13 protein-coding genes and 1 pseudogene are annotated in these 17,172 nt (G+C 73.1%); 7 read left to right on the forward strand and 7 right to left on the reverse strand.

The window, feature by feature from the left end:
* Positions 1-52: 52 nt before the first annotated feature.
* Positions 53-1,387 carry an extracellular catalytic domain type 1 short-chain-length polyhydroxyalkanoate depolymerase gene (locus QF032_RS05675; RefSeq protein WP_307055175.1) on the reverse strand — a complete coding sequence of 445 codons (1,335 nt, stop codon included), beginning with the start codon at positions 1,385-1,387 and terminating at the stop codon, positions 53-55.
* 464 nt (positions 1,388-1,851) lie between these two features.
* Here QF032_RS05675 and QF032_RS05680 point away from each other — a divergent pair, with 464 nt between their 5' ends.
* Positions 1,852-2,670, forward strand: coding sequence for a pectate lyase (locus QF032_RS05680; protein WP_307055177.1), 819 nt, complete (start codon positions 1,852-1,854; stop codon positions 2,668-2,670).
* Between the two features lie 93 nt (positions 2,671-2,763).
* Here the strand turns inward: QF032_RS05680 and QF032_RS05685 are convergent, their stop codons facing one another.
* Entirely contained in the window at positions 2,764-3,522 is a 759-nt protein-coding gene (locus QF032_RS05685) for a PaaX family transcriptional regulator C-terminal domain-containing protein (RefSeq protein ID WP_307055179.1), read from the reverse strand.
* Positions 3,523-3,596: 74 nt separating this feature from the next.
* Between QF032_RS05685 and QF032_RS05690 the strand changes: the two genes are divergently transcribed.
* Positions 3,597-5,396: an acyl-CoA dehydrogenase family protein gene (locus QF032_RS05690; protein WP_307040606.1), complete on the forward strand. Its 1,800-nt coding sequence runs from the start codon at positions 3,597-3,599 to the stop codon at positions 5,394-5,396.
* Positions 5,397-5,598: 202 nt separating this feature from the next.
* On the opposite strand, the gene QF032_RS05695 is transcribed toward QF032_RS05690, so the two are convergent.
* Positions 5,599-6,180 (reverse strand): Rv1733c family protein, encoded by a 582-nt coding sequence (locus tag QF032_RS05695; RefSeq protein WP_307040608.1) that lies wholly within the window; start codon positions 6,178-6,180, stop codon positions 5,599-5,601.
* 213 nt (positions 6,181-6,393) lie between these two features.
* On the opposite strand from QF032_RS05695, the gene QF032_RS05700 reads away from it, so the two are divergent.
* Positions 6,394-7,548 (forward strand): WD40/YVTN/BNR-like repeat-containing protein, encoded by a 1,155-nt coding sequence (locus QF032_RS05700; protein ID WP_307040610.1) that lies wholly within the window; start codon positions 6,394-6,396, stop codon positions 7,546-7,548.
* A 127-nt stretch (positions 7,549-7,675) separates the two neighbouring features.
* On the opposite strand, the pseudogene QF032_RS05705 reads toward QF032_RS05700, so the two are convergent.
* Positions 7,676-8,195, reverse strand: a pseudogene (locus QF032_RS05705) (alpha/beta fold hydrolase); the annotation flags it as partial.
* 148 nt (positions 8,196-8,343) lie between these two features.
* Here QF032_RS05705 and QF032_RS05710 point away from each other — a divergent pair.
* On the forward strand, positions 8,344-9,480 hold the full coding sequence (locus tag QF032_RS05710) for a GH12 family glycosyl hydrolase domain-containing protein (RefSeq protein WP_307055181.1): 1,137 nt from the start codon (positions 8,344-8,346) through the stop codon (positions 9,478-9,480).
* 373 nt (positions 9,481-9,853) lie between these two features.
* Positions 9,854-10,876, forward strand: coding sequence for a LacI family DNA-binding transcriptional regulator (locus QF032_RS05715; RefSeq protein ID WP_307055183.1), 1,023 nt, complete (start codon positions 9,854-9,856; stop codon positions 10,874-10,876).
* 170 nt (positions 10,877-11,046) lie between these two features.
* On the opposite strand, the gene QF032_RS05720 is transcribed toward QF032_RS05715, so the two are convergent.
* A complete protein-coding gene (locus QF032_RS05720) occupies positions 11,047-11,724 on the reverse strand; it encodes a uracil-DNA glycosylase (RefSeq protein WP_307055185.1) in 678 nt (225 codons plus the stop codon).
* 168 nt (positions 11,725-11,892) lie between these two features.
* On the opposite strand from QF032_RS05720, the gene QF032_RS05725 reads away from it, so the two are divergent.
* Both QF032_RS05725 and QF032_RS05730 read left to right on the forward strand, forming a co-directional pair.
* Positions 11,893-12,906 (forward strand): N-acetylglucosamine kinase, encoded by a 1,014-nt coding sequence (locus tag QF032_RS05725; RefSeq protein ID WP_307055187.1) that lies wholly within the window; start codon positions 11,893-11,895, stop codon positions 12,904-12,906.
* 188 nt (positions 12,907-13,094) lie between these two features.
* Entirely contained in the window at positions 13,095-14,018 is a 924-nt protein-coding gene (locus QF032_RS05730; protein ID WP_307040618.1) for a sirohydrochlorin chelatase, read from the forward strand.
* Between the two features lie 96 nt (positions 14,019-14,114).
* Here the strand turns inward: QF032_RS05730 and QF032_RS05735 are convergent, their stop codons facing one another.
* Both QF032_RS05735 and QF032_RS05740 read right to left on the reverse strand, forming a co-directional pair.
* Positions 14,115-15,161, reverse strand: coding sequence for a lactonase family protein (locus QF032_RS05735; RefSeq protein ID WP_307040620.1), 1,047 nt, complete (start codon positions 15,159-15,161; stop codon positions 14,115-14,117).
* Positions 15,162-15,362: 201 nt separating this feature from the next.
* The gene (locus QF032_RS05740) at positions 15,363-16,871 is read right to left on the reverse strand and encodes an FUSC family protein (protein ID WP_307055189.1); all 1,509 of its coding nucleotides are present in this window, start codon (positions 16,869-16,871) and stop codon (positions 15,363-15,365) included.
* Between the last annotated feature and the right edge of the window lie 301 nt (positions 16,872-17,172).

The following is a 17,172-nucleotide window of genomic DNA, read 5'->3' on the forward strand; positions in this document are numbered from 1 at the left end:
GATCGTACGCGTGCCGCAGGAGCGGCCGGGGGCACCGGCCGCTCCGAAGACGTCAACTCCGCGTGCAGGTAGTGCCGTTGAGCGTGAAAGTGCCTGGCGCCGCACTGTTCCCGGTGTGGTTGGCCTGGTAGCCGACGGTGACGCTCGCACCGGCCGCGAGGGTGCCGTTGTAGGTGGCGTTCGTGGCCGTGACCGCTCCGGAGACCGGCGCGTACGTGGCGCCCCAGCCGTTGGTGATGGTCTGGCCGGAGGGCAGCGTGAAACCGAGCCGCCAGCCGTCGATCGCACCCGACCCGGTGTTGGTGAGGGTCACGGAGGCGGTCAGACCGGTGTTCCAGGCGCTGGTCGTCGCGGTCACCTTGCAGCCGGTGGGCTGCGGCTGCGGGGTGGGCCCCGCGGAGTCCAGGCCGAAGAAGGTCAGGACGCGGGCGGCCATGCCCCAGGCGTACAGGTTGTGCCCGACCCCCTGCAGACTGACGGCCTCGACCGGGGCCTGGTCACCGGTGCCGCCGTAGCGGGTGCGGGTCCAGCCGGAGGCGGGCGAGTCGGTGGCGGCCGGGGTCTGGCTCACGCCCCGGACGTTGGTCCACTGCTTGATCTCCTCGCCGAAGTTGGGGTAGCGCAGCACGTCGTCCTCGGTGCCGTGCCACACCTGCATGCGCGGCCGGGTCCCGGTGTAGCCGGGATAGGCCCCTCGCACGAGGTCGCCCCACTCCTGCGCGGTGTGGACGACGGTGCCGCCGGAGCAGGCGCTGTTCCACTCGGAGCCGTCGGCCGTGGCGAAGCAGCCGAAGGGGACGCCGGAGAAGGCGGACCCGGCGGCGAACACGTCCGGGTAGTCGCCGAGCAGGACATTGGTCATCATCGCCCCGGAGGAGATGCCGGTGGCGTAGACGCGGGCGGTGTCGGCCGCGTACGCGGCGGTCACCCAGTCGATCATCGACTTGACGCCGACGGGGTCGCTGCCGCCGCCACGCCTGAGCGCCTGGGGCGAGGAGACGTCGAAACACTTGCTGCTGCGGGTGACGGACGGGTACACGATCACGAACCCGTACCGGTCGGCCAGTTGGGCGTACTCGGTGCCGGAGTGCATCGCGGGTCCGGACCCTCCGCACCAGTGCACCGCGACGAGCACGGCCGGGTGCGCGGTGACGTTCGCCGGTGCGTAGACGTACATCTGGAGATTGCTGGGGTTGGCGCCGAAGCCGGTGACCTCGGTCAGTGTGGCGGCCGGCACCGGCGCGGCGGCACGCGGCGCGGCGGAGGCCGCGGGAGCGGTGAGGACGGCGGCCGCGGGAGCGGTGAGGACGGCGGCCGTGAGCAGGAGCAGGAGGGCGCCTAACAGGGGGCGCAGCGCCCTGCCGAGGGAGTTGACCCGATCGATCATGTGGCTGTCCCTTTCTGGTAGCGGCTCGGGGGACGTCGTACGAGGTGCGCGGGAGACGGACGGCGAAGCGGAGGCAGCGGGCAGGCTCGGCAGAGCGGGTCCGCCGCGGGGTCGACGGGTCCGGCTGCCGATGGCGGCGTCAGGGCCACGCTCACCGGCCCCCGCTGGGAGGTTCCGGGGTGGCCCGCCTCGCATGGTGGCATGCACATGCTCGCCATGGAAGCGCTCCCACGCCAACTCCCGCGCGGCGTCGCGACTTGGCCGGGGGGAGCCCCGTCAACGGGAACACGTTCTGCGCGAGACGTTGACTAGAAAGCGCTTGCCCCCTACGTTCCGTTCAGCAGTGTGACCGAGCCGCTCAGCTGAACCCCACACAGGGCACACTGTTCGATCAAGTTGTTCAGAGTCTCGCAAGTAATTCACATACTTGATCCTCCTCACCGCTTGGAAGAAGGCATCGGGACATGACTTCACCGGTAACTCCCGCACCACTTCGGGCCCGCGGGCGCGCACTCGCCGGAGGGCTGGCCGCCATCGGCCTTACGGTTGGCATGATCATGACTAGCGGGGCACTCACCCCCGCGGCCGCCGCCACCTGGCCCACCCCCACCAGCAGCAAGCCGGTGACCGCCACCATCTCGGTCTCCGGCACCAAGGACTACGGGATGCAGCGCCTCTACGGCAGCGGCGACCTCGGCAGCGGCGGCCAGAACGAGGACCAGGACCCGATCCTGGAGCTCAAGCCCGGCGCCGTCCTGAAGAACGTCATCATCGGCGCGCCCGCCGCCGACGGCATCCACTGCCTCGGCAGCTGCACCCTGCAGAACGTCTGGTGGGAGGACGTCGGCGAGGACGCGGCGACCTTCCTCGGCTCCTCGTCGTCCAACGTCTACACCGTCTCCGGCGGTGGGGCGAAGGAAGCCAGCGACAAGGTGTTCCAGTTCAACGGCGGCGGCACGCTGAACGTCTCCAACTTCGCCGTGAAGAACTTCGGGACCTTCGTGCGCAGTTGCGGCAACTGCAAGAGCGGCCAGTACAAGCGCACGATCAACCTCAACACCATCGAGGCGACGTACAAGGGCAACAAGCTCGTCGGCATCAACACCAACTACGGCGACAGCGCCACGCTCAGGAAGATCACCATCGTCGGGGACAGCAGCAAGAAGATCACTCCCTGCCAGAAGTACATCGGCAACAACACCGGCAAGGAGCCGACCACCAACGGCAGCAACGCGGACGGGACGTACTGCAAGTACTCGTCCTCCGACATCACCTACAGGTGAGCCGCCGGGCCCGCCGGCTGCCCCACGACCCCCCACGGTGAGACGGCGGCCGTACGGAGCGTCCCCGCACGATGCTTCGCACGGCCGCCCTGTCTACCCGCCCGGCCCGGACGCCGTGGCGGCGATCTCACGCCGGTACCGCTCGTAGGCGGTGCGCAGGACCTGACCCGGCCAGTCGGCGGGCAGGAGCGCGGCGGGCAGCACCGGGTCGGCCAGCAGATGCCGTACCACCGCCGCGAGCGCCGTGAACCGGTCGGCGGGCGTTCGCGCCCGCTCGACACGGGCCAGCAGTCCCCGGGCCGTCCGCGACCACGCACCGAGCGGCCACAGACGCGCGGCGAGGTCGCGGGCGGGCGTCGCGGGCCGGGTGACGAAGTGCTGCAGGACCGCGTCCGGCTCCACAGGCCAGGACCGGCTCAGATTCGCCGGGCGCAGCCAGACGCCCTCGCGGAGCTCGGCGAGCCGCAGGGCGCTCAGCCGGGTGCGCAGTTCGGCGCGTTCCGCCGGGCCGCGGCCGGTCGCGGTGATCACGGCCATCTCCCAGTCGCCGTCCCACGCGCGCGTGTCCGGGTGCAGGGCGTCGTCCTGGCGTCGTCGACGCTCCAGCAGCCGGTCGCTCAGACGGTAGACGCCGTCCGTCCGGCGCAGATCGCCCGCGGCGACCATCCGGCTCAGCGCCGCCCGCACCGTCGAGCCGCCGACGCCGAACGGCTCCACCCCGCGCACCAGATCCTTCGCGGGAAGTTCGGGCGGGTGCGAGCCCAGCAGCAGGCTCAGGACCACCGACCGCGCGGACAGCGGGGGCAGGTCGACCTCGACCTCACCGGACTGCGCCGACACGTTGCTCCGCATAGGGCCGTACTGTACGTGCGCCTCCGTTTATTGCACTATTGCTGCGGCTGTTGGCAAAGTGCAACATGGACCTCATGTCCCAGACACTCGCCCAGAGCCAGAGCAACCAGAGCCAGAGCCAGAGCCAGGACCGAGAACAAGACCAGGACCGGGACCAGGACCGGACGGAGCCGCAGTCGCCGTCGCAGTCGCAGTCGCCGTCACAGTCGTCGGCGCGCCCGTCGTCCGTCTCGTCGCAGGTGACGCACGACGTCACCAATCAGCCGCCGCCGCTCGCTCCGTACGACGCCGCCGAGGACGCCGCCCTGCTGGAGGGGCTGCGCCGGGAGGGCGCGGGGTGGGCGGAGGCGGACGTGCGCCGGATCGGTCTGCTGGCCGGCGGCGTCGAGGCGCAGGAGTGGGGCGAGCTGGCCAACCGGCACGAGCCCGTGCTGCGCACGCACGACCGGTACGGCCATCGCGTCGACGAGGTCGACTTCCATCCCAGCTGGCACGAGCTGATGCGGGTCGCCGTCGCCGAGGGGCTGGCCGGGGCGCCCTGGGCCGACGACCGGCCCGGCGCCCACGTGGCGCGTACCGCGGGCGGACTGGCGTGGGGGCACACGGACGCCGGGCACGGCTGCCCCACGTCGATGACGTACGCGGCCGTCCCCGCACTGCGCCGCCGGCCGGAGCTGGCCGCCGTCTACGAACCGCTGCTCACCGGCCGCGCGTACGACCCGGGGCTGCGACCGCCGGCCGAGAAGCGCGGGCTGCTCGCCGGCATGGGGATGACCGAGAAGCAGGGCGGCTCCGACGTCCGCACGAACACGACCGCGGCCACGCCGACGGCGGAGCCCGGGCTGTACACCCTGCGCGGGCACAAGTGGTTCACGTCTGCGCCCATGTGCGATCTGTTCCTGGTGCTGGCCCAGGCGCCGGGCGGCCTGTCCTGCTTCCTCGTGCCGCGCGTGCTGCCGGACGGCACGCGCAACACCTTCCGCGTCCAGCGGCTGAAGGAGAAGCTCGGCAACCGTTCCAACGCGTCCTCCGAGCCCGAGTTCGACGGGACCGTCGCGTGGCTGGTCGGGCCGGAGGGGCAGGGCGTCAAGACCATCATCGAGATGGTCAACTGCACGCGGCTGGACTGCGTGATGATGTCGGCGACGCTGATGCGCAAGACGCTCGTCGAGGCAGGGCATCATGTGCGCCACCGCAGCGCGTTCGGGGCGCGGCTGCTCGACCAGCCGTTGATGCGCAACGTCCTGGCCGATCTGGCGCTGGAATCGGAGGCAGCCACCACGCTCACGCTGCGGCTGGCGGGCGCGGCCGACCGCGCGGTGCGCGGAGACGCCGGCGAGCAGGCCTTCCGGCGGATCGCGACGGCCGTCGGCAAGTACTGGGTGACCAAGCGGGGGCCGGCCTTCACCGCCGAGGCACTGGAGTGTCTCGGCGGCAACGGCTATGTGGAGGACTCGGGCATGCCCCGGCACTACCGCGAAGCGCCCCTGCTGTCGGTCTGGGAGGGCTCGGGCAACGTCAACGCCCTCGATGTGCTGCGGGCGTTGACCCGCGAGCCGGCGACCGCGGAGGCCCTGTTCGGCGAACTCGCCCTGGCGCAGGGGGCGGACGCCCGTCTCGACGCGGCCGTCGCACGGCTGCGCACCCGGCTGGGAGAGGCGACGCCGGCCGGCGCCCGCCGGCTGGTCGAGCAGATGGCGCTCGCCCTCCAGGGTTCCCTCCTCGTCCGGTACGCCCCGCCGGCCGTCGCCGACGCCTTCTGCGCGACCCGGCTGGGCGGCGACTGGGGACACGCCTTCGGCACCCTTCCGGACGGCGCGGATCTCGGCGGAATCCTCGAGCGGAGCCTTCCGGACGGTTCCTCCCGCCGGTGAGTCATCGCGCGATTCCGCTTCGTCGTCGGTGAAGCGGTGCGGACTCGTGGTCAGTCGGCACTTCTGGCCACTGCTGCGACTGTGCCGCAGGGTGGTGGAAAGGACGTAGGACGCAGGAGGGACCCAGCGGAGCGGCCCGTTCCGGAGCCCTGCGAGGGCGAGGGCCGGGGGGAGCCGCCCCGACGGGCGGGTCGACTCGCGGTCAAGCCGCCGGACGGCCCCGCAGCGCGTCGAAGCGGGCCCAGTCGACGTCCCACTGGGCGACTCGGCGGCGTTCCAGACGACCGCGCAGGACGCGGCCGCCCGCGAAGGGCAGCAGCGCCACGCCGAGGCCCGCCACACCGCCGACGAGTGACGCGCGCAGTCTGGCCTGGGCGGCGCCGACGGGTTCGGTCACCAGACGGCCCCGCGGGTCCGTCCAGACCGTGACGGGCGTGCCGGCGGCACTCCCCGGTCCGACCCTGACCTGGCCGGTGTGCGCGGAGCCGTCCGGCCCCGTCCAGCCCGCCTTCGCCCACACGCGGTCGCCGCTGGCGGAGCCGTTCGCGGCGGGCTTGCCGGGAGCCCGGTCGGTCAGACGGCCCATCAGCGGCCGCCACTCGACGCGCTCACGCGCTAGACCGTCCTCGACGGACCCCGCCGTCGCCCATCCCGCCAGCACCCCGGCGAGTACGGTCAGCGCCCACACACCGAGCACGACCCAGGACTCCACCATGTCGGCGCGGCGCTTGAGCGGGTTGCGCCGCCAGCGCCACAGCCACACCTTCGGACCACGGAACGCCATCGAAGGCATCCTCCTCGTGAGCACATGTACATCCCGGCCGCCCTCCCATACGGGGCGGGCGGGCCCGATGCTCAGGGCGAGTCCGCGTGCCGGCCGTCCCACGGCGTCCACTCGGCCCGCGGGCGTCGTGGCGGAGGTGGCCGAATTCGTGCGGTCCAGGGCCGTCAGGGCCGCTGTGACCTGCGGCGACCGCGTTTCCGGAGGTGACTGTCAGTGGCGGGGTGCAGACTGGCCGGTGTCTGGGACGAAGGCGTCGAAGACGCAGCGGAGGTGATCGGCATGACCGAGGTACTGCTCGCCGTGGGCACGCGCAAAGGCCTGTTCGTCGGGCGTCGGCGTGGTGGCACGTGGGAGTTCGACGAAGCCCCCTATTTCAACGCACAGGCGATCTACTCGGTCGCCCTCGACACCCGCGGCGACCGCCCGCGGCTGCTCGCCGGCGGCGACAGCGCGCACTGGGGGCCGTCGGTGTTCCACTCCGACGACCTCGGGCGGACGTGGACCGAACCGGCCGCGCCGGCCGTCAGGTTCCCTCAGGACACCGGCGCCTCGCTGGAGCGGGTGTGGCAGCTGCACCCGGCCGTGGCCGAGCCGGACGTGGTCTACGCGGGCACCGAGCCTGCGGCGCTCTACCGCTCGGAGGACCGCGGCGAGAGCTTCGAGCTGGTCCGCCCCCTGTGGGAACACCCGACACGCTCCCGGTGGGTGCCGGGCGGCGGCGGGGAAGGGCTGCACACGATCCTCACCGACCGGCGCGACCCGCGATCGGTGACCGTGGCCGTGTCGACGGCCGGCGTGTTCCGCACGGCCGACGGCGGGGCGAACTGGGCACCCGCCAACTCGGGTGTCTCCGCGGTGTTCCTGCCCGACCCGAATCCGGAGTTCGGCCAGTGCGTGCACAAGGTGGCGAGGGACGCGGCGAACCCGGACCGTCTCTACCTCCAGAACCACTGGGGGGTGTACCGGAGCGACGACGCGGGCGGGCAGTGGACCGATATCGGCCCCGGCCTGCCTTCCACCTTCGGCTTCGCCGTCGCCGCGCACCCGACCCGCGGGGACACGGCGTACGTGTTCCCGATCAACGCCGACGCCGACCGGGTGCCCGCCGACCGCCGATGCCGGGTCTTCCGCACCGCGGACGCGGGCAAGAGCTGGGAGCCGCTCTCCGCGGGGCTGCCGCAGGAGGACCACTACGGAACGGTCCTGCGGGACGCGCTGTGCACCGACGACGTCGCGGAGCGGGCCGGCGTGTACTTCGGCAACCGCAACGGCGAGGTGTTCGCGTCGGCGGACGACGGGGACAGCTGGGAGCAGGTGGCCTCGCACCTGCCGGACGTGCTGTGCGTACGAGCCGCGGTGATCGGATGAGAGGGACCGGACGCGCGGGGACCGGCGGGTCCCCCGCGCCTGCCCGGCGGGCCGCGCCGGGCAGGACGGGCCGGTACGCCGTGCCGAGCCCCTGCACTGAGCCGGCCTGGCCGTCCCGGGCCCGAGGTCAGCCACGCAGGTCGGTGAGGAAGTCCAGGAGCGCCGCGTTCACCTCCGCCGGGCGCTCCTGCTGCGTCCAGTGCCCGCACGCCTCCAGCCTGACCGGGTCGCACCGCAGACTCGGCATCAGGTCCGGGAGCGCCGCGATGAGTTCGGGCGTCCCCGGGAACGCGGGCACCGGGTCCCGGTCCCCATATACATACAGCGCGGGCACGTTCACGACCGTCCCGTGCCAGGCAGCCGTCAGCTCCAGTTCCGGTCGAGGTTGCGGTACCGGTTGAGCGCGCCGGTGAAGCCCTTGGAGAAGCTTTCGGTGAGGACGTCCAGGTCGGTCTCGGTGAGCCGTTCCGGCAGGGCCGCGGGATCGGGCATCGTCTCCAGCCACCCCGACCGGGCTCGACCAGCGGCTGCTTCCCCTCACCGGCGTCGGGGGCGTCGCCGGAGGCCATGAAGAAGAACTTCCGCAGCGTCGTGCGCGGTTCCTTCGCGAACTCCGCGTCCGCGACGCCGGGTCGGTTGAAGTAGCTCGGGGCGCGGAACGGCCGGAGACACCCGCACCCGTCATCTTGTCAGGGGCATGATCTTCTCCTACAGTCCCAGCGGAGAACGGATGGGAGCGCTCCCAATCGGTGGGGCACTCCTGGCCTGGCCCCCACACCCGTCGCGGAGGACCCCATGCAACCGTCACCTCTCCAAGCCCGCAGGGTGCGCGCTCTGTTCGGCGCGCTGTTCACCTCACTCGCCGCGCTGGCCGCACTTCTCACCGGCGCCTCGACGTCCCACGCCGACACGACGATCTGCGAGACGTTCGGCTCCACCACGATCAAGGGCCGTTACGTCGTTCAGAACAACCGCTGGGGCACCAGTGCGCCGCAGTGCATCACCGTCACGGACTCGGGCTTCCGGATCGCCCAGGCCGACGGCTCCGTCCCCACGAACGGCGCCCCGAAGTCCTACCCGTCCGTGTACAACGGCTGCCACTACACCAACTGTTCGCCCGGCACGAACCTCCCCGCCCGGCTCAGCGCCATCTCCGGGGCCCCCACGAGCATCTCCTACGGCTACGTGAGCGGTGCGGTCTACGACGCCGCCTACGACATCTGGCTGGACCCGACGCCCCGCACCGACGGTGTGAACCGCACCGAGATCATGATCTGGTTCAACCGCGTGGGGGCGGTGCAGCCGGTGGGCTCGCCGGTCGGCTCGGCCACCGTCGCCGGACGCCAGTGGCAGGTGTGGTCCGGCAACAACGGCACCAACGACGTCCTGTCCTTCGTGGCGCCGTCGGCGATCGACAGCTGGAGCTTCGACGTGATGGACTTCGCCCGCAACGCCGTCTCCCGCGGACTCGCAGAGAAAGACTGGTATCTGACGAGCATTCAGGCCGGCTTCGAGCCGTGGCAGAACGGCGCGGGACTGGCGGTGACGTCGTTCTCCTCCACCGTGAACCTCGGCGGCGGCACCCCCGGCGACCCGGGCGGCCCCAGCGGTCCCGCGGCGTGCAGGGTGGCCTACAGCACGAGTGTGTGGCAGGGCGGCTTCACCGCCGACGTCGCGGTGGCCAATACGGGTTCGTCCCCGGTGAACGGCTGGAATCTCGCCTTCACGTTGCCCTCCGGGCAGCAGATCACCCACGCGTGGAACGCCGGCATCTCGCCTTCTTCGGGAGCGGTGACGGCCGCCAACGCGGCACACAACGCGAACATCGCGCCGGGCGGTCAGGTGTCGTTCGGATTCCAGGCCTCCTACGGCGGCGGCTTCGTCAAGCCGGCCGCCTTCAGCCTCAACGGCACCGCCTGCACCACCGCCTGACGCAGGCGGAACGGCTCGCCCGGCCCCGGATCCCGGCCCGGCCCGTCAACCGCCGACCACGCACCGGATCCGCGGCGGGTCGTGCCCGTCCGCCCACCCGGGACCCGCCCGTCCGGCCTCCGCGCCGACAGGGCGGGTCCCGCTCCGTCCCCCCGCACGCCGGACGCCGGATGCCGGACGCCGGACGCCGGACGCCCGACCGGAACTTGGCCGACCGCAAGGCCCCGAACCGGCGACGAGCGCGCGACGCAATCACTCATGAACCACCCGAACCAGACGCCGTCATGGCCGACAATGCACGGGGCACGCGCGGAAGCCGTGTGCCCGGGTTCCCTCGGCCCGTAAGATCGGTGATCTCTTGGGGGAGGTGGGCATGGGCAGGCGACGGCCCGACACGCCGACGCTGGAAGAGGTGGCCGCTCACGCCGGGGTGGGGCGGGGCACCGTCTCCCGCGTCATCAACAACGCGGCCGGCGTGAAGGACTCGACGCGCCGATCCGTGCAGCAGGCCATCGCGGAACTGGGGTACGTCCCCAATCTCGCGGCCCGCTCCCTGGCCGGACGGCGCACCGATGCCGTCGCTCTCGTGCTGACCGAGCCCGACTGGCGGGTGTTCGCGGAGCCGTTCTTCTCGGAGATCGTCCGTTCGCTCGGCGACGCGCTGACCGACACCGGGATGCAGCTGATGCTGACCCTGGTCCGGTCGGACGACGAGAGGCAGCGCTTCCTCGAGTACGCGCGCGGCGGCCGGGTCGACGGAGTCCTGCTGATGTCCGTGCACGAGGGAGATCGGCTGCCGGACATGCTCGCCGAGGCGCGGCTGCCGACCGTGATGCTGGGGCGTCGCTCGGGCGACGAGTACGTCAGCTACGTGGACGCGGACAACGTGGGCGGTGCGCGCAGTGCCGTCTCCCACCTGCTGTCACAGGGCCGCACGGCGATCGCCACCGTGACGGGGCCGCTGGACATGTACGTCGCCCGGTGCCGGCTGCGCGGCTACCGGGACGCTCTGGCGCTGGCCGGCCTGAACAGCGACCCTTCCCTGGTCGCCGAGAGCGACTTCACGGAGGACAGCGGGCGTCGCGCCATGGCCCACCTGCTCGAGAGGCACCCGCAGATCGACGGCGTCCTCGCCGCCTCGGACACCACGGCCGCCGGGGCGCTGCGGGCGCTGAGAGCCGCGGGGCGGCGCGTGCCGGAGGACGTAGCCGTGATCGGTTTCGACGACTTTCCGCTGGCCGAGCGCACCGAGCCACCCCTGACCACGGTGCGTCAGCCGCTGGAGGAGATGGGCCGGGCCATGATCCGACTCCTGCTGGAGGACATGGAGGAGCCGTCGGTGGCCTACCGCCATGTCATCCTGCGGACGGAGCTGGTGGTCCGGGAATCAGCCTGACGAGGCCCGAAGCAACCACCCACCAACGGCGTACGGCCTGCAAGCGCGGGTCCCTGCACATGCCCGGGCGCCCGCATGCCCGGGCGCTGGGTGACAGGCGGCCACGCCGGGGCGGTGGCGATTTCGGGAGCGCTCCCAATCATCATCGTCCTTCACCCCGGCACGGTCGCCTACGGCAGTCGCCAGTCCACGGGCTGGGCGCCCTGCCGCAGCAGCAGGTCGTTGGCCCTGCTGAACGGTCGTGAGCCGAAGAAGCCGCGGTCCGCGGACATCGGGGAGGGGTGAGCGGACTCGATCGCCGGAAGGTCGCCCAGCAGCGGTCGCAGGTTGCGGGCGTCCCGCCCCCACAGGATGGACACCAGCGGCTTGCCGCGCCCGGCCAACGCCCTGATCGCCTGCTCGGTGACCTCTTCCCAGCCCTTGCCGCGGTGCGCCGCCGGTTTGCGCGGAGCCGTGGTCAACGCCCGGTTGAGCAGCAGCACACCCTGCTCGGTCCAGGGCGTCAGATCGCCGTTCGACGGCCTGGGCAGGTCGAGGTCGGAGTGCAGTTCCCGGAAGATGTTCTCCAGACTCCCCGGCAACGACCGCACTTCCGGCGAGACCGCGAAACTCAGCCCGATCGCCATTCCCGGCGTCGGGTAGGGATCCTGGCCGACGATCAGGACGCGGACGTCGTCGAAAGGCTGCTGGAAGGCCCGCAGGACGTTCGCCCCGGACGGCAGATAGGTCCGGCCGGCCGCTATCTCGGCCCGCAGGAAGTCCCCCATGGCCGCGATGCGTTCGGCCGCCGGTTCAAGAGCCTTAGCCCAGCCCGCTTCGACAAGTTCATACAGAGGTCGTGGTGCCACAGGGCGTCACCTTACTGGCACATAACCTGTCCCGGGCACTGGCACATGACCTGTCCCCTCGGGCGGATCGTGTCGCCGCTCACCGGGAAGGAGCGTCGACATGCACCGGGAGCTCACCGCCGACCTGCCGGTCGGGCCTGCGGGTCGGACCGCGGTCCGGTGTCTGCCGTGACCTCCGGCACCGGGCGGAGCGGGACCTCGGGCGCGGGCGCCTACGCCGTCACGGGCATCCTCGCCGTGGATTCAGGCGGTTCGGGACTGCGGGTCGCTCTGGGATCGGCCGGGCGGGGTGCTCTGGGCCGGCGTTCGTCCCCGGTGCCCGTGCGCACCGGGGCGCGGGGCATCGACCCGGTGCATCTGATGGAACAACTGGTCCCCCTGGTCAGGGCGTTGGCGGCCGAGACCGGAGCGCCGCCGCCGACCACGGCGGTCGTCGGCGCGGCGGGCCTCGCCACCCTGGGCGACGCGCTGCGCGCCGAACTCCCGTCCGCCCTGGCGCGGGAGTTCGGCGTCCGCACGACCGCCCTCGCCGCCGACGCCGTCACGGCCTACGCCGGGGCGCTGGGGGCGCGGCCGGGAGCGGTGGTGGCCGCGGGCACCGGTCTGATCGCGGTCGGCATGGATCTGAGGGCCTGGCGGCGGGCGGACGGCTGGGGACATCTGCTGGGCGACTGCGGTGGGGGCGCCTGGATCGGCCGGGCGGGGCTCGAGGCCGCGCTGCGCGCCCACGACGGACGCCCCGGCGGATCCGCGGCGCTGCTGGCCCGCGCCGAGCAGCGGTTCGGGCCGCTGGCCGCACTGCCCGGGCAGCTGTATCCACGCCCCGACCGCCCGGCCGTCCTCGCCTCGTTCGCGCCGGCGGTGGCCGAGTGCGCGCAGGACGACCCGGTGGCGGGCGGCATCCTGCGGGCGGCGGCCCGGCACGTCGCGGAGTCGGTCGCCGCGGTGTGCCCGCCGGGGGGTGAGCCCCGGATCGCACTGACCGGGGGCCTGTTCGCACTGGGCGACCCCCTCCTCGTCCCCCTGGAGGACGACCTGGCGAGACGGCTGCCGCACGCCCTGCGGACGCCCGCCGAGGGCGATGCGCTGGACGGCGCCGTACGCATCGCCGCCGGCCTGGCGGCGGGCGCCCTGGGGTTGCCGCATGAGGAGACGCTGCTGTCGGTGATGCCGTCCGGGTAATGCATGGTGCGTAGGGAACGTACGTCATGCCCCAAAAGGGGAATTACCCCCTTCGAGGGCAAGTCACCTGGAAAACACGCTGATCACTTCTGATCCGTACGTAACTCATCAGACAAAACCGGACGGATACCGCTCACGTGCACCCTCCCCGAACAGGGGAGCCCAGGAAGCCAGTAACATGCGTCGCCATGAGCTCCCCCACTGGGCCCGCGTCCGGCCTGCCAGTACGAATGCCGCGACCTCGCCAGCCCGGGCGGCACCGCCGACCCGAGCCGCTGGCGGCTCCCGAGGGCGCGCCCGCGCTCGTCCTCGCGGTGCCGGGCTCGCCGAGCGTCGCCATCCGCGGTCTCGCCGAGGAGGTCGTGAGCATCGCCCGCTCCGAGCTCCCCGGCCTGGACGCGCGCATCGGCTACCTCGACGGGGACGACGCCGAGTTCCCCACCCTGCAGTCCGTGCTGACGTACGCCGCCGAGGAGCGCACCGCCCGCTTCGAACAGGCCCGCGCCGCCGGTCTGGACGTCAAGGAGCCCGACGGCCCGGTCGCCGTGGTCGTGCCGCTGCTGGCCGGTCCGGACAGCGCGCTGCTGCGCCAGGTCCGCCAGGCCGTCATGGAGAGCCGGATCGCGGCCGAGCTGACCGATGTGCTCGGCCCGCACCCGCTGCTCGCCGAGGCGCTGCACGTGCGGCTGTCCGAGGCCGGTCTGGCCCGCGCGGACCGCGCCCGGCTGTTCACCGTGGCGACGGCCGCGGACGGCATCATCCTCGCCTCTGTGGGCGGCGAGGAGGCCGTGCAGGCCGCCGGCATCACCGGCATGCTGCTCGCCGCGCGTCTCGCCGTTCCGGTGATGGCCGCCGCTCTCGACCAGGAGGGTTCCATCGCCTCCGTCGCCGAGCAGCTGCGCTCCTCCGGCTCCCAGCAACTGGCGCTGGCGCCGTACCTGATCGGCCCGGAGATCGACAGCACGCTGATCGAGGAGGCGGCCAAGGAGGCCGGCTGCCCCGCAGCCGACGCGCTCGGCCCCTACCCGGCCATCGGCAAGCTCGCCCTGGCCAAGTACACGACGGCTCTCGGCATCGCACCGCCGCAGCAGCAGGGCGCGCCCGTCCGCTGAACCGACGGCACCACCTCAGGACGCCGACGAAGGGCCCCCTCCCGGCCGGGAGGGGGCCCTTCGCGTCACGCTCCCGCGGGCGGACCGACGACCGGATCAGTCGAGGACCACGCAGGACGCGGCGGGTACCTCGACCGAGCCCGCGCGGCGGGGCAGGCCGGTCGTCGGGTCCAGGCTGAACCAGGTGACGTCACCGGAGCGCTCGTTGGCGACGTAGAGGAAGTCTCCGGAGTCGGCGAGGGCGACCGCCCGCGGCCACCGCCCGTGACAGGGCACGGTCCCGACGAGGCGCAGCACCTCGCCCTGGGCTTCGACGGCGAACACCGAGAGCACGTCCTCGCCGCGGGTGGCGGCCCACACGAAGCGGCCGTCGGGCGAGACGACGAGGCCCGAGGGGTAGGCGTCCCCGGCCGGCGCGCCGGGCAGCAGGGCGGCCTCGGCCAGCGGCTTGAGCGAGCCGTCCGCCGCGTCCCAGCGGCAGACGGTGACCGTCGGCGTGAGTTCGTTGACGACGTAGGCGTGCCGGCCCGCCGGATGGAAGGCCAGGTGGCGCGGCCCGGACCCCGGGCGCAGGGCGTGCTCCCGGTGCAGGACGGGCGCGCCGTCGCGCAGCGCGCAGACCCGCACCGAGTCCGTGCCGAGGTCCACGCTGACCGCCCAGCGGCCGCTCGGGTCGGGCTGCACATGATGGGCGTGCGGGCCCTGCTGGCGCCGCGTGTGCGGGCCCGAGCCGGTGTGCCGCAGGACGCCGGAGGCGACGCGGGCGAGGCTGCCGTCGGCCCGGACCGGGACGGCGGTGACGCTCCCGGAGCCGTAGTTGGCGGTCAGGACGTGCCCGTCGAACACGCTGAGGTGGGTGGGTCCGCTGCCGCCGACCGGCACCGGCGGCCCGGCCTGTTCGGGCACGTCCCCCGTCACCCGGTACGCGGCCACCGCGCCGTCCGTCGTCTCGCTGACCGCGTACAGCGTCTCCCCGGTGGGCGACAGGGCGAGGTAGGAAGGATCCGGGACTCCGTTCACGCTGCCCACGAGCGTCAGGGCGCCACTGGCCCGGTCCACGACGGCGACCACGATGCCGGGCCCTCCCGCCGCCGTGAACGAGCCGATGAACGCCCGCCGTCGTCTTCCGCCGAGGTCTGCCACCGCTGTCGCCTCCCGGGTCGCCGCTGCCGCCGCTGACGCTGCCGCTCGGGGGTGACGGTAGCAGTCGATCACCAGCGGTCTAGACCAAGCGTGCTCCGCGCGGCACGCCGACCTCCGCCGCGCGGCACGCCGGCCACGGCCCGCCGGCCGCCGACCCTCGGTGCCTCACGGCAGCCGCCGGGGGCCGGGAGTGCCCGCGTGTCAGGCGTCGGCCGGGACGTGGCCGGCGCGGCGCAGCGGGACGGCGAGTTCGAGGAGCGCGCGCTCCAGGGCGTGCAGGTGGGCCAGCACCGGCTCGGCCGGCGCGACGGGCGGGGCGGCGTCGGTCGCGCCGGAGCGACGTTTGGCGGCCACCGGGGCGGTGAGCGCCTCGACCGCGGCCTCCACCCGCCAGCACGCGGCGACGAGACGGGCGTCGTGCGAGGCCTCCGGGTCCGCGGCGACCGCGGCGAGCCCGCGCACCTCGCGGGCGCAGTCGTCGAGGAGGGCGAGCACCTGCCGGGCCCGGTCCCGGCGGGCGCGCAGGGGGCTGAGCGGATGCACGAGCGGCGCCAGCGACATCCGGACGCGGGCCAAAATCTGTTCGAGTTCGGCCACGCGCCGGGACGGGTCCGCGGTCGTCGCGCCCGCGAGCCGCGCCGCCGCCTCGGCGGTGCAGGCGTGCACGCAGCGCAGGGCGCGCTCCACCCACGCGTCGGTGACGGAGTGCGTGGTCACCGGCAGGACCAGCAGCACCGCCAGGACGGCTCCCAGCGCGCCCACCGCCGTCTCGGCCGCCCGCAGGGCGAGCAGCGCCGGGTCGAGCAGGCCCAGCAGCCCGTACAGCGCACTGGCCATGACCGTGACGGACAGCATCATCCACGTGTAGGAGACGGCGGCCGTGTAGAAGATCCCGAAGACGCCGACGCCGACGACCACGGCCGACGCCACGGGCTCCCCGTGCAGCGGCACGGCCACCACGAGTCCCAGGGCGATCCCGAGGACGGTCCCGAGGAACCGCCGGAACCCGCGCACCAGCGTCTCGCCGCGCGAGGCGGTGTTCACGAACACCCACCAGGTCGCGCCCACGGCCCAGTACCACCGCTGGTCGGAGAGCGCCTGGCCGACGAACAGGGCGATCGCGGCGCCCACGGTCGCCTGGACGGCCTGCCGGGTCGTGACGCGCGCGAGCCCGCGCCCGCCGGCCGGCGCGGCGACAGGCGACGGCGCGGGCGAGCGCCGCTCGTAGCACCACGCCCCGAACCGCACCGCGGACGACGCCGCCAGCGACAGCAGCACGGCCGCGCAGAGCTCGGGCAGCCGGGCGGGGACCGTGTGGAGGAACTGCGCGGCGAAGTAGGTCATGAAGGCGAACACCCCGAGCGCGTGTCCGCGCGGGCCCCACCGACGCGCATAGGCTCCGGTGCCCACGACGGCGAGGAAGGCCAGGTCGCGGGCGACGGGGAGGTCGTGCAGGAAGGCCGCGAGCGTGAGCACCGGCAGCCCGACGGCGGGCAGCAGCGCGGTCGTCACGGCCTGACCGCGCACGGTCTGGTCGGTCACCGTGAACAGGGCCAGCAGCGCGGCCAGCCCTCCTGTGACGGCCGCCGTCAGCGTGTGCCCGGCGGCTCCGCACAGGGCGACGGCGAACCCGACGCCGAGCACCGCCCGGGAGGCGAACCGCAGCCGTACCCGCCCCGGATCCGGTGCCACGAAAGCCCTCTTCAGCAAGCTGGTCCCGCCCTTTCCCACCCGGACACGCCGACGACACGGAAAAGGCGCCGCGGAGTCCGCAGCGCCATCGACGGGGTCATCTCAGCATCACAGGGGTGAATGGTTCAACCGGCAACGGGAACACTGCGCCAATGGCACAGTCGTGCCGGGTCCACCGTGTCCGCGGACCGGCCAACGGCCCACTCGCGCGGCCACACGGTTCAGCCACCGTCCCGGCCGACGGGGGCCGCCGTGGCCGTCGGGAGTCGCCGAGTCGCGCTCCGCCGGGCCGTTGGTACTGTCGTCGCTGATCAGTGTG

It is taken from the genome of Streptomyces achromogenes, assembly GCF_030816715.1.
In the GTDB taxonomy this organism is placed as follows: domain Bacteria; phylum Actinomycetota; class Actinomycetes; order Streptomycetales; family Streptomycetaceae; genus Streptomyces; species Streptomyces achromogenes_A.

What these genes read in the sequence shown, in the direction of transcription:
- QF032_RS05715 (WP_307055183.1), top strand. Translation starts at nt 9,854, where the DNA reads ATGGGCAGGCGACGGCCCGACACGCCGACGCTGGAAGAGGTGGCCGCT.
- QF032_RS05685 (WP_307055179.1), bottom strand. Translation starts at nt 3,522, where the DNA reads ATGCGGAGCAACGTGTCGGCGCAGTCCGGTGAGGTCGAGGTCGACCTG.
- QF032_RS05675 (WP_307055175.1), bottom strand. Translation starts at nt 1,387, where the DNA reads ATGATCGATCGGGTCAACTCCCTCGGCAGGGCGCTGCGCCCCCTGTTA.
- QF032_RS05695 (WP_307040608.1), bottom strand. Translation starts at nt 6,180, where the DNA reads ATGGCGTTCCGTGGTCCGAAGGTGTGGCTGTGGCGCTGGCGGCGCAAC.
- QF032_RS05680 (WP_307055177.1), top strand. Translation starts at nt 1,852, where the DNA reads ATGACTTCACCGGTAACTCCCGCACCACTTCGGGCCCGCGGGCGCGCA.
- QF032_RS05690 (WP_307040606.1), top strand. Translation starts at nt 3,597, where the DNA reads ATGTCCCAGACACTCGCCCAGAGCCAGAGCAACCAGAGCCAGAGCCAG.
- QF032_RS05730 (WP_307040618.1), top strand. Translation starts at nt 13,095, where the DNA reads ATGAGCTCCCCCACTGGGCCCGCGTCCGGCCTGCCAGTACGAATGCCG.
- QF032_RS05710 (WP_307055181.1), top strand. Translation starts at nt 8,344, where the DNA reads ATGCAACCGTCACCTCTCCAAGCCCGCAGGGTGCGCGCTCTGTTCGGC.